Genomic DNA, 11,944 nt, shown 5'->3' on the forward strand with positions numbered 1-11,944 from the left:
GGCAGCCGCACCCGCAGCACGGTCGGCGCAGCCGTGCCGGCAGCACAGCAGGTCAGCGCAGCCGTGCCGTCAGCGCGACCAACCAGCGCGTATCCGCGCCGTTAGCGCGACCGGCCAGCGCGTATCCGCGCCGCCAGCGCGATCGACCCGGGCAGCCGTGCCACAGCGCGATCGGCCAGCGCCGCCAAGCGGCCGCCACCGGCCGTAACCGGGCCAGCCGGTGCAGGTGGCGCGGCGGCGGGGCGGCGGTCAGTGGGGGAGGAGGGCGGTCGCGGCTTCGGTGAGGAGGGTCCACGCCTCGTCGACGTGGACCTCGGTGCTCTGCGGGGAGCCGACGGCCAGGCGCAGCGTGTAGCGGCCGTTCACCCGGGTGTGCGTCAGGTGCACCCGGCCCGTGGCGTTGACCCGGGCCAGCAGCTCCGCGTTGGCCTCGTCGTCCGCCGCCAGCCGGAAGCACACCAGCGAGTACGGGTGGGCCCCCACCAGCGCGAACCGGTCGTCGGCGCGGACCCGGTCGGCGAACCGGGCGGCGAGCGACACGCCGGAGCGGATGTGCGCGCGCAGCCCCTCGGCGCCGTACCAGCGCAGCACGAACCAGAGCTTCAGCGCCCGGAACCGGCGGCCCAGCGGCACCTGCCAGTCCCGGTAGTCGATCACCGCGCCGGACTCGGTGGCGGCGTTGCGCAGGTACTCCGGCAGCACGCTCAGCGCCTCGATCAGCTCCGCCGTGTCGGCCACCCAGAACGCGTCGCAGTCGAAGCCGGTGAGCAGCCACTTGTGCGGGTCGAAGCAGTACGAGTCGGCGTACTCCAGGCCGGCGTGCCCGAACCGCAGCTCCGGGCAGACCGCCGCCGCTCCCGCGTACGCGGCGTCAACGTGCAGGAAGATCCCGTACTCGGCGCAGATCGCGCCGATCTCCGGCAGCGGGTCGATCGCGGTCGTGGAGGTGGTGCCGACGGTCGCGACCACGATCGCCGGGACCACGCCGGCCGCCAGGTCCGCCTCGATCGCCGCGCGCAGCGCCGCCGGGGACATCGCCTGCGTCTCTGGGTCGACCTCGACCGGCCGTACGCCGTCGGCGCCCAGCCCGGCGATCCGGGCGGCCTTCTCGATGGACGAGTGGCCCTGGGTGGAGGCGTAGGCGCGGTAGCGGCGGTCGACGCCGACCTCACGCCACCGGCCGCCGCCGGCGCGGTGCAGCGCGACCAGGGTCGCCACCAGCGTCGCCGAGGACGCCGAGTCCTGGATCACCCCGCCGCCGCCGGAGCCGGAGCGGAACCGCTTCGGCAGGTCCAGCAGTTCGGCGAGCCAGTCCAGCAGCACCGTCTCCAGTTCGGTGCACGCCGGCCCGGTCGCCCAGAGCATCCCCTGCACGCCCAGCCCGGCGCTGACCATGTCGCCGAGCACGCTGGGCCCCGAGGTGTTGGCCGGGAAGTAGCCGAAGAACCCGGGGTGCTGCCAGTGCGTCAGCCCCGGCGTGATCAGGGTGTCCAGGTCGGCCAGGACGGCCTCCACCGGCTCGCCGTGCTCCGGCGGGCCGGCGGGCAGCCGGGCGGCCACCGTCCCGGGCGGGTCCTGCGAGGTCACCGGACGCCGCTCCAGCGTCGCCCAGTAGTCGGCGATCCAGTCCACCACGGCGTGCCCGGCGCGTCGGAACTCGTCCGGGGTCATGTGCTCAGCCACGCCCTGAGTCGATCAAGAATCCGGGCCGGGGGCAAGGGAAGTGGCTGGTGCCACCGCCACGGGGACGCCCGAAGCAGGGCTGCCAGGACGGCGGGGGAAGACGGATTGTCCGCTGAAAGCGCTTGCCCTAGCATCGCAGGTGCGCGGAGCCACCCCTCGACGCCGCCCGCCGGAGCACCGACGCCGCAGTGCCGGCGCCGGGACGCCCGACACCGGAGCGGCGGCGTCGACACCGACGCCGTACCGACGGCGTCGGACCACCGCCGCAAGCGCGGCGTCTCCTCCCGCCGGCCCGGGCAGGCCGACGGCGACGGTTGCCGCGCGCCCAACCTCCCCGGAGGCCACTCCCCATGCCCATCACCCATCGCCGCGTCGCGCTGCTCGCCGCGGCCGCCGCGGCCGCTCTCGCCGCCGGTACGCTTCCGACCCTCACCGCCTCGGCTGCCGCCGCAGGCTGCCGCGTCGAGCACCGGATCACCAACCAGTGGCCCGGCGGCTTCGGCGCCGACGTCACCGTCACCAACCTGGGCGACCCGGTGAACGGCTGGACCCTCACCTGGTCGCACATCGCCGGCCAGCGGGTCACCCAGGCGTGGAACGCCGTCGTCGACCAGTCCGGCGCGCAGGTGACCGCCCGCAACGTCGAGCACAACGCGGTGATCGCCACCGGCGCCAGCGCCACCTTCGGCTTCAACGGCTCGTGGGAGGGGAGCAACCCGCCACCGACCGGCTTCGCCCTCAACGGCACCGCCTGCACCGGCGCCGCGCCCACCGGCGGCCCGACCACCCCGCCGCCACCCACGACCCCGCCGCCCACGACCCCGCCACCCACCACGCCGCCGCCGACCACCCCGCCGCCGGCCGGGGCGGTGCAGATGGAGGACCTCGACCGGGGACTGGTCAGCGTCCGCTCCGGCAGCGGCAACCTGGTCTCCTGGCGGCTGCTCGGCACCGAGACGACCGGGGTCGCCTTCAACCTCTACCGCGGCGCGACCAGGGTCAACGGCAGCCCGATCACCGGGGCGACCAACTACCTCGACAGCGGCGCGGCGGCCGACGCGACCTACACCGTGCGCGCCGTGGTCGGCGGCACCGAACAGGCCGCCTCCGCGGCCGCGCTCCGGTTCCCCGCCGGCTACCTCGACGTGCCGTTGCAGGTGCCGGCGGGCGCGAGCACGCCGAGCGGCGAGAGCTACACGTACTCCGCCAGCGACGCCTCCGTCGGCGACCTCGACGGCGACGGGGACTACGAGTTCGTGGTCAAGTGGGAGCCGTCCAACGCCAAGGACAACTCCCAGTCCGGCTACACCGGCAACGTGTACGTCGACGCGTACACCCTCACCGGCACCCGGCTGTGGCGCGTCGACCTGGGCCGCAACATCCGCGCCGGGGCCCACTACACCCAGTTCCAGGTGTACGACTACGACGGCGACGGTCGCGCCGAGGTGGCCATGAAGACCGCCGACGGCACCCGCTCCGGCACCGGCCAGGTGATCGGCTCCGCCACCGCCGACCACCGCAACTCCAGCGGGTACGTCCTCGCCGGCCCCGAGTACCTGACCATGTTCGACGGCCGCACCGGCGCCGTCCTCTCCACCGTCAACTACGACCCGCCGCGGGGCACCGTCTCCTCCTGGGGCGACAACTACGGCAACCGGGTCGACCGCTTCCTCGCCGCCACCGCCTACCTCGACGGGCAGCGCCCCTCGCTGGTGATGGCCCGCGGCTACTACACCCGGGCGGTCGTGGCGGCCTGGGACTTCCGCGACGGCACCCTGCGCAAGCGGTGGACCTTCGACTCCAACGCCTCGGGCAACGGCGCCGCCTACGGCCAGGGCAACCACAACCTCTCCGTCGCCGACGTCGACGCCGACGGGCGCCAGGAGATCGTGTACGGGTCGGCCACCATCAACGACGACGGCCGCCTGATGTACGCCACCGGCTTCGGCCACGGCGACGCCCTGCACGTCGGCGACCTCCTGCCCGCCCGCGCCGGCCTGGAGGTCTTCACCATCCACGAGTCCGGCAACCAGCCGGCGGCCGACCTGCACGACGCCCGTACCGGTCAGGTCTTCTGGCAGCGGCCGAACAACGGGGGAGTCGAGGGCCCCGGCCGGGGCGTCGCCGCCGACATCCACGCCGGCAGCCCCGGCGCCGAGTTCTGGGGCGCCGGCACCCACATGGGCGACCTCTACAGCGCCACCGGGGCCGTCGTCGGGCGCCGGCCGTCCTCGGCGAACTTCCTCGCCTGGTGGGACGGCGACCCCGTCCGGGAACTGCTCGACGGCACCCGGATCGACAAGTACGGCACCGGTGGCGACACCCGCCTGCTGACCGCCAGCGGCGTGGCGGCGAACAACGGCACCAAGTCCACCCCGGCGCTCTCCGCCGACCTGTTCGGCGACTGGCGGGAGGAGGTCGTCTGGCGCACCACCGACAGCCGGGCCCTGCGCATCTACAGCACGCCCACGCCCACCAACACCCGGATCCACACGCTCATGCACGACCCGCAGTACCGGGTGGCGGTCGCCTGGCAGAACACCGCCTACAACCAGCCCCCGCACCCGGGCTTCTTCCTCGGCGACGGCATGGCCGCCCCGCCCACGCCCAACGTCTACCTGCGGTGACCCGACGACCGGTCGGCGGCGGCGCCCCGGGGCGCACGGTCGGCCGGTCGCAGAACGGAAAAGGCACCGGGCCGCAGCCGCGGAATCCGCACAGCTCCGGCCCGGTGCCCCACACCGCGGCATCCCCGACCCGTCCCGACCGGGAATGCCGTACCACCACCGAGGTCAAAACTAGGCGGGCCACGCGTCGCCCCGGTGACGCCGACGTGAAGATCGTGTTTCAGCCCTCGCGGCGCAGGCCACCGGCCACGTGCTCGGCGATCAGCTCGTACGAGCGCACCCGGTCGGCCACGTCGTACACCAGCGTGGTCAGCATCAGCTCGTCCGCGCCGGTGCGCGCCAGCAGCTCCCCGAGCTGCCGCCGTACCGTCTCGGGGGAGCCCGTCGCCTGCCCGTCGCGGCGCTGCCGCACGAACTCGCGCTCGGCCTCCGTGTACGGGTACGCCGCCGCCTCGTCCGGCGTCGACAGCGGCTCGGGCCGCCCCGAGCGCAGCCGCAGGAACGACAGCGCCGCCGGCCCCGCCAGCCACTCCGCCCGCTCGTCGGTGTCCGCGCAGACCGCGTTGACGGCCACCATCGCGTACGGCTTCTCCAGCCACTTCGACGGCCGGAAGTGCTGCCGGTACAGCGCCAGCGCGGGCACCGTGTTCTGCGCGCTGAAGTGGTGCGCGAAGGAGAACGGCAGGCCCAGCAGCCCGGCCAGCTGGGCGCTGAACCCGCTGGAGCCGAGCAGCCAGACCGCCGGCTGCTCGCCGAGGCCCGGGGTGGCGGTGATCGGTCCCGGCCGCTCCCCGCTGAAGTAGTTCATCAGGTCCGACAGCTCCCGGGGGAAGCCCTCCGCCGACAGCCCCTCCATCGTCCGGCGCAGCGCCAGCGCGGTCACCTGGTCGGTGCCGGGGGCACGGCCGATGCCCAAATCGATGCGGCCCGGGTGCAGCGCTTCGAGGGTGCCGAACTGCTCGGCCACCACCAGCGGCGCGTGGTTGGGCAGCATCACCCCGCCGGAGCCGAGCCGGATCGTCGACGTGTGCGCCGCCAGGTGCGCGAGCAGCACCGCCGGCGCGGAACTCGCGATCGCCGGCATGTTGTGGTGCTCGGCCACCCAGAACCGGCGGTACCCGAGTTCCTCCGTGCGCCGGGCCAGCTCGGTGGTGTGCCGCAGCGCCGCGCCGGCAGTGGCGCCGGCCGCGACCGGGGCAAGATCGAGAACAGACAGCGGTACGTTGATCACAAGGGTGGCCAACCCGTCCCACCTCGGGTTTGTTCCCCGGGGCGATCCGGCTCACGCGCCCGTCGCGGGCCCGCAGCGCGCTCAGCCCATGCCGCGGGCCTGCTCGAAGATCAGGCTCGTCTGGGTGTGCTGCACCGCCGGGTCCACGGCCAGGTGGTCCAGCACGAAGTCCCGCAGGGCGTCCGCCGAGGCCGCCCGCACGTGCAGCACGTAGTCCTCCGCGCCCGCCACGTGGAACACCGCCACCACCCCCGGCAGCCGCACCGACCGGGCCCGGAACGCGTCCACCGCCGCCCGCTCGTGCGCGGTCAGCCGTACCGACACCAGCGCCTGCAACGGCAGCCCCACCGCCGCCGGATCGACCTCCGCGTGGAACCCGCGGATCGCCCCGCGCTCCCGCAGGGCGCGGGTGCGGGTCAGGCACGTCGAGGGGGCCACCCCGACCCGCTCGGCGAGGGCGTTGTTCGGCAGGCGGCCGTCGGCGGCCAGCTCCGACAGGATCGCCCGGTCGGTGTCGTCCAGGTCGGCGAACCGCCGCACATCATTCGTAGCAAGGGGCATGGAGGCATCATCCATCGAACCAGCCCGCGCCTCCAAGGGCAATTACCGAATCATGTTCGGAACTATTGCCGCCCGTTGGCGCTATGTTCGATCCTTTCAGCATGACGACCGTGGACACCAGAGCCGTGCACGCCGGCCGCGACGACCTCGCCGCACTCGGCGTCCACGTGCCGCCGATCGACTTCTCCACCACCAACCCGCTGCCGTCCGTCGACGCCGGCGGCGACGCCTACGAGGCCCTCGCCACCGGAGGCACCCTCCCCGCCGGCGGCAGCGCCGTCTACCAGCGCCTGTGGAACCCCACCGTGGCCCGCTTCGAGACCGCCCTCGCCGACCTCGAGGACACCACCGACGCCGTCGCCTTCGCCAGCGGCATGGCCGCCCTCACCGCCACCCTGCTCGCCGCCACCCGGGACGGCAGGCGGCACCTCGTCGCCGTCCGCCCCCTCTACGGCGGCACCGACCATGTGCTCGCCACCGGCCTGCTCGGCACCACCGTCACCTGGGCCCGCCCCGACGAGGTCGCCGCCGCCGTCCGCCCCGACACCGCCCTGGTGATCGCCGAGACCCCGGCCAACCCCACCCTCGACCTGGTCGACATCGCCGCCCTCGCCCGCGCCGCCGGCGACGTGCCGCTGCTCGTCGACAACACCGTCGCCACCCCCGTGCTCCAGCAACCCACCCGGCACGGTGCCGCGCTCGTGCTGCACAGCGCCACCAAGAGCATCGGCGGGCACGGCGACGTCCTCGCCGGCGTGGTCGCCTGCGACGCCGACTGGGCCGCCCGGCTGCGCCAGGTCCGCGCGCTCACCGGCGCGATCCTGCACCCCCTCGGCGCGTACCTGCTGCACCGCGGCCTGCAGACCCTGCCGGTGCGGGTGCGTGCCCAGCAGGCCGGCGCCGAGAAGCTCGCCGCCTGGCTCGCCGCCCACCCCGCCGTCGCGCAGGTGCACCACCCGTCGCTGCACGACCCCGCCGGGCTCGTCGGACGGCAGATGAGCGGCCCCGGCAGCCTCCTCGCCTTCGAGGTACGCGGCGGCGCCCCCGCCGCGGCCGCCGTCGCGAACGCCTGCCGGCTGATCACCCACGCGGTCTCGCTGGGCGGCGTCGACACCCTCATCCAGCACCCGGCCTCGCTGACCCACCGCCCCGTCGAGGGGGAGGCCAAGCCGTGCGGGGGCCTGCTGCGCGTCTCGGTGGGCCTGGAGGACGCCGAGGACCTGCGCGCGGACCTGGCCCAGGCCCTCGCCGAACTCGGCTGACCCGAACCGACGTCGTCGCCCGCCTTCGCTGCCGCGAGTCGGTCGCCCCGTTGCCGCGAGCCGCCCCGCCGCGGGCGGCGTGACGCACACGGGAGTGGAACGCCACGGGTGTCAACGGGCCCCGGTGACACCCGTGGCGTTCCACTCGTGGGAGTCGACCGGGCGGCACGGTCAGGACTTCGGGCCGACGTGGCGATCGAGGGCGGCGACGGCGTCCCGGCGCGCCACGGAGAGGGAGTTGCGGCGGTTCATCCGCCAGGCGATGCCGAGCAGGTCCAGTGCCCACTGGCAGAGCCCCATGATGTCGGCCGACTCGTTGACGAACATGTAGCGCGGGTAGACGTAGCTCCTGCCGCGCGTCGTCACCCGGTTGCTGAACCGGCAGCCGTCGGAGTGGAACAAACCCCGCAGGAAAGGCCCGGGATGGGCGGTGACGATCCTCTTCTGCCAGTCGGCGAGGGTGATCTGACGCTCGTGCTTCTTGCCGGGACCGTGCTGCGGGAACAGGCACGGCCAGTGCTTGCCGTAACTCTGCACGCTCACGCAGCCCTGTTGTGGAACCCGCTGGACCTTGTTGGCCAGCACCGCCCGCATAGCGGAGTCGCAGGCGTCGATCAACCCGGGCCACGCGTCGCCGCAGGAAATCCTCAAGACCGGCACCCGCGAGCTAGTGACCAGGTGCCCGTCACCCAGGTAGAGGCCCAGCAGGTAGCTGTAGGCCGATGGGTTTGTCGGATATCCGTCGTCGCGACGGCAGCGGAAACAGCGCTCTGCCGTGCTTCGAACCAGCGGTTGCGGCCGCTCGCGGCACCACTCCCAGACAGTCCGGTAGGAAAGACCGACGGCCCGGGCAGCCTCGGCGATGGTTGCGCCGCCCAGGTGGACTCTGAGGGCTCGGGCGCGTATCTCCGGTGCGTGCACAGGACGAGTCTCGTACGCCCGTACGACAGTTCCGGTGTCCCCGGTGGGATTCGAACCCACACTGTCGGAGGTTTGAGCTCCGCTTCTCTGCCATTGGAATACGGGGACGTCGTCGCCCAACGCTGTGGCGGCGCCACATAGGTTACCCACTACGCTAAGGGCGGCGACACCCGGCATCGCGGGTGTCGAGCACAGACTGGTGGGAGTGGCTCGTGGCCGAGATGCAGACGGACGTCGAGCGCAGGCGCGTTCTGATCGCCGAGGACGAGGCGCTGATCCGGCTGGACCTGGCCGAGATGCTCGTCGAGGAGGGCTACGAGGTCGTCGGGGAGGCCGGTGACGGCGAGACGGCCGTCCGGCTCGCCGAGGAGCTCAAGCCGGATCTGGTCATTCTCGACATCAAGATGCCGATCATGGACGGGCTGGCCGCCGCCGAGCGGATCGCGGGCGCCCGGATCGCCCCGGTGATCATCCTGACCGCGTTCAGCCAGCGTGACCTGGTGGAGCGGGCCCGGGCGGCCGGCGCGATGGCGTACCTCGTGAAGCCCTTCCAGAAGAGCGACCTGGTGCCGGCGGTGGAGATCGCGCTGTCGCGCTACTCGGAGATCGCCGCCCTGGAGGCGGAGGTCGCGGGGCTGACCGACCGGCTGGAGATCCGCAAGACGGTCGAGCGCGCCAAGGGCGCGCTGATGACGACGTACGGGATGACCGAGCCGCAGGCGTTCAAGTGGATCCAGCGCACGGCGATGGACCACCGGATGACCATGAAGGAGGTCGCCGAGCGGATCCTCGCCGAGACCGCCGGCGGCGAGGTCGCCCAGCCCGCGTCCTGAGGTGCCGCCGGGGCGACGCGACACGCCGGGGAGCGCTCCGGGGACTCCTCGCGGGGCCGGTTGATCGATAGCATCTGATCCATGCGGACCCGGCGGCTGGTGGCGGTGCTCGGTGTCCTCGCGGTGCTGCCGGCCGGCTGCGACCGGGCCCCGGCGGAGCCCGCCGAAGAGCCGCTGCGCCCGCGGTGGCAGCCGCTGACCCTGCCGGCGCCGCCGGGCGCCCCCGGCCGGCCGCTGCTGCGCGACGCCGTGGCCTGCGCCGGCACGTGGTACGTGGTCGGCGGGCTGGCCGACGCGGCGGGGGAGACCCGGCCGGCGGCCTGGCGCAGCACCGACGGCGTGTCGTGGACGGCGCTGCCGATGTCGCCGTCGAGCCACTACGGCCGTCAGCACGTGCTCTACGCGGCCGCGTGCCGCGGCGGCCGGCTGGCGGCGCTCGGGGCGAAGAACGGCGGCGCGCACGGCAACCCGCGCACGGGCACCTGGTCGCAGTCGCCGGGCGGGCAGCTCCGGGAGGCGTCGGCGCCCTTCGAGCTGTACGCCGGCCCGCGCGCGGTGAGCGTGGCGCGGCTGGCGGCGGGCCCGGCCGGGTGGCTGATCGCGGGGGCGCGGGTCGACGGGGCGGCGGTCTGGACGTCGTCGGACGGCGAGCGGTTCGCGATCCGGGAGGGCGTCGCGGAACTCGCCGGTGACGGGCGGGGCCGGACGGTCGCGTACGACGCGGTGGCCGTGCCGGCGGGCTGGTGGGTGGTGGGCGCGGTGCTGCCGCCCGGCGCGACGGCGCTGACGCCCCTGGCCTGGAGTTCGGCCGACGGGCGGTCCTGGCGGCGGATGGCGCTGCCGGTGCCGGACGGGCGGGGCCAGGCGCAGCGGGTGGCCTCGGTCGACGGTGCGGTGGTGGCCGTCGGCCCGGTGCGCGACGGGTTCGCGACCTGGCGGCTGGTGGGCGACGAGTGGCGGCGGGCCGGCGGGTTCGGCGCGGCCGGTCCGGGGGTGTCCGCGGTCGACGCCCTGGTGCCGGCCGGGCGGGAGTTGGTCGCGGTGACGGGGGACGGCGGTGGTCACGGACTGTGGCTTTCCGCCGATGCGGGGGATTCGTGGCGACTGATGACCATGCCGGCCCCGGTGCCGGATGGTGGGAACACGGCTGTGGCGGTCGCGTCGCAGGGTGATCGACTGGTGTTGGTGTCTGACGACGGGAAGGCGTCCCGTGCCTGGTCAGTCGGGTTACCGGCCATCGATCGGTAAAGGGTGGACGAAGTTCGACCCGTTACCGATGAAACGAAGGCGAAGGCCTTTTGCCGCCGACGGTTCTTACAGCGATCGTTTCGAACCCGCCACGCCGTGTAACGGTTCGGTCAACCCGCTCCCCTGGGGCTTTCGTCACAGCTCAAAGGTGGGATAGCGTCCGGCCCCAGACCGGCGACGACGGTCTGGTTCGTCCGCCCCCGCAAGGGCCAATCGGCAGCGGGTGGTTCGGACCATTGGACGGAGGAGGGTTCGGGCCTTGAGGCAGAAGCTCGCGCGCGTTATCGGTGGGGTCGCCATGCTGGCGCTCGTCGCCGGCGGCACGGCATGCTCCAGTAGCGACGACGCGGCGTCCGGTGGCGACGCCTGCGGCAACAAGATCGCGTTCTTCGGCGCGCTGACCGGCCCGTCGGCGGCGCTCGGCATCAACGAGAACAACGGCGTCAAGCTGGCGGTCGACAAGTACAACAAGGAGAACGCCGACTGCAAGGTCGAGCTGGTTCCCCTGGACTCGCAGGGCAGCCCGGACCAGGCCCCGCAGCTGGCCCAGAAGGCCATCGACGACACCAAGATCCTCGGCATCGTCGGCCCGGCCTACTCGGGTGAGTCGGAGGCCGCCGGTCCGCTCTTCAACGAGGCCGGTCTGGTGACCATCACCCCGTCGGCCACCAACCCGACGCTCGCGAAGCAGAACTGGAAGACCTTCTTCCGCGCGGTCGGCAACGACCTGAGCCAGGGCCCGGGTGCCGGCAACTACATCAAGAACGTGCTGAAGGCCGACAAGGTCTACGTCATCGACGACCAGTCCGCGTACGGCGCCGGCCTGGCCGACGAGGTCAAGAAGCTGCTCGGCCCCGCGGTCGTCGGCTCGGACAAGGTCCAGGGCGACGGCAAGCAGGTCGAGTTCTCGGCCGTGGTCACCAAGGTCAAGGCCGCCAACGTCAAGGCGGTCTTCTACGGCGGCTACTACCAGGAGGCCGGCCTGATCCGCAAGCAGCTCACCGCTGCCGGGGTCACCGCTCCGCTGATCGCCGGCGACGGCGTGAACGACGCCGCGTACATCACCTCCGCGGGTGCGGCGGCGGCCGAGGGCACCATCCTCACCTGCCCGTGCCAGCCGGCCGCTGAGGCGCGTGGCACCTTCATCGAGGAGTACAAGGCGCTCAACGGCACCGACCCGGGCACCTACAGCGACACGGCCTACGACGCGGCGAACATCCTGCTGGCCGGCATCAAGGCGGGCAAGACCAGCCGTGAGGGCCTGCTGGAGTTCGTGAAGGGCTACAGCGGCGAGGGCGTCGCGGCGAGCTACAAGTTCGTCGAGGGCGGCGAGCTCGACCCGGCGCAGGTCAAGGTCTGGGCCTTCAAGGTCAAGGACGGCAAGGTCGTTCCGGACCAGGAGATCCCCAAGTCCTGACGTCGGTCGCTGCAACGGCGATTGAGTGGTGATCGCGGGCGCGGCCGGGAGCTGTGCTCCCGGCCGCGCCCCACAGTTAAAACCCAACCCAGAAAGGGCGGGCCAAAAGTTAAAAAAGACGAACAGATAAACAACAGAGGGGGCAAAAACACGACCCGCCA

Annotated in this window: 9 protein-coding genes, 1 tRNA gene and 1 pseudogene; 5 read left to right on the forward strand and 6 right to left on the reverse strand. The window is 73.2% G+C overall.

Annotation, left to right across the window (positions count from 1 at the left end):
• Window positions 1–249 precede the first annotated feature (249 nt).
• Entirely contained in the window at window positions 250–1,683 is a 1,434-nt protein-coding gene (locus tag ABZ573_RS08345) for a pyridoxal-dependent decarboxylase (protein ID WP_358116719.1), read from the reverse strand.
• 350 nt (window positions 1,684–2,033) lie between these two features.
• Here ABZ573_RS08345 and ABZ573_RS08350 point away from each other — a divergent pair, with 350 nt between their 5' ends.
• Window positions 2,034–4,310, forward strand: a complete 2,277-nt coding sequence (locus ABZ573_RS08350) for a cellulose binding domain-containing protein (protein ID WP_358116722.1) — start codon at window positions 2,034–2,036, stop codon at window positions 4,308–4,310.
• Between the two features lie 220 nt (window positions 4,311–4,530).
• Here the strand turns inward: ABZ573_RS08350 and ABZ573_RS08355 are convergent, their stop codons facing one another.
• Together ABZ573_RS08355 and ABZ573_RS08360 are read right to left on the reverse strand one after the other, a co-directional pair.
• Window positions 4,531–5,553: an LLM class flavin-dependent oxidoreductase gene (locus ABZ573_RS08355; RefSeq protein ID WP_151457118.1), complete on the reverse strand. Its 1,023-nt coding sequence runs from the start codon at window positions 5,551–5,553 to the stop codon at window positions 4,531–4,533.
• A 69-nt stretch (window positions 5,554–5,622) separates the two neighbouring features.
• On the reverse strand, window positions 5,623–6,102 hold the full coding sequence (locus ABZ573_RS08360; protein WP_132236429.1) for an Lrp/AsnC family transcriptional regulator: 480 nt from the start codon (window positions 6,100–6,102) through the stop codon (window positions 5,623–5,625).
• Window positions 6,103–6,185: 83 nt separating this feature from the next.
• Here ABZ573_RS08360 and ABZ573_RS08365 point away from each other — a divergent pair, with 83 nt between their 5' ends.
• Window positions 6,186–7,364 (forward strand): PLP-dependent transferase, encoded by a 1,179-nt coding sequence (locus ABZ573_RS08365; protein ID WP_358116726.1) that lies wholly within the window; start codon window positions 6,186–6,188, stop codon window positions 7,362–7,364.
• 171 nt (window positions 7,365–7,535) lie between these two features.
• Here ABZ573_RS08365 and ABZ573_RS08370 read toward each other — a convergent pair whose 3' ends face one another.
• The 3 genes and pseudogenes from ABZ573_RS08370 to ABZ573_RS08380 all read right to left on the reverse strand — a co-directional run bounded on the left by ABZ573_RS08370 (window position 7,536) and on the right by ABZ573_RS08380 (window position 8,393).
• Entirely contained in the window at window positions 7,536–8,024 is a 489-nt protein-coding gene (locus ABZ573_RS08370; protein WP_358116788.1) for a hypothetical protein, read from the reverse strand.
• 162 nt (window positions 8,025–8,186) lie between these two features.
• Window positions 8,187–8,345: pseudogene (locus ABZ573_RS08375) on the reverse strand (hypothetical protein); the annotation flags it as partial.
• A tRNA-Leu gene (locus ABZ573_RS08380) sits at window positions 8,321–8,393 on the reverse strand. The pseudogene ABZ573_RS08375 and the gene ABZ573_RS08380, both read right to left, overlap by 25 nt.
• A 104-nt stretch (window positions 8,394–8,497) precedes the next feature.
• Here ABZ573_RS08380 and ABZ573_RS08385 point away from each other — a divergent pair.
• From ABZ573_RS08385 to ABZ573_RS08395, 3 genes are all read left to right on the forward strand, one after another.
• Window positions 8,498–9,118 (forward strand): response regulator, encoded by a 621-nt coding sequence (locus ABZ573_RS08385; RefSeq protein ID WP_151457121.1) that lies wholly within the window; start codon window positions 8,498–8,500, stop codon window positions 9,116–9,118.
• An 81-nt stretch (window positions 9,119–9,199) separates the two neighbouring features.
• Complete coding sequence (locus ABZ573_RS08390) at window positions 9,200–10,366, forward strand: hypothetical protein (RefSeq protein WP_358116729.1); 1,167 nt, start codon at window positions 9,200–9,202, stop codon at window positions 10,364–10,366.
• Window positions 10,367–10,625: 259 nt separating this feature from the next.
• The gene (locus ABZ573_RS08395) at window positions 10,626–11,783 is read left to right on the forward strand and encodes a branched-chain amino acid ABC transporter substrate-binding protein (protein WP_151455513.1); all 1,158 of its coding nucleotides are present in this window, start codon (window positions 10,626–10,628) and stop codon (window positions 11,781–11,783) included.
• The last annotated feature ends 161 nt before the right edge of the window (window positions 11,784–11,944 follow it).

The organism is Micromonospora sp. NPDC007220 (genome assembly GCF_040634035.1).
Taxonomy (GTDB): Bacteria; Actinomycetota; Actinomycetes; order Mycobacteriales; family Micromonosporaceae; genus Micromonospora; species Micromonospora reichwaldensis.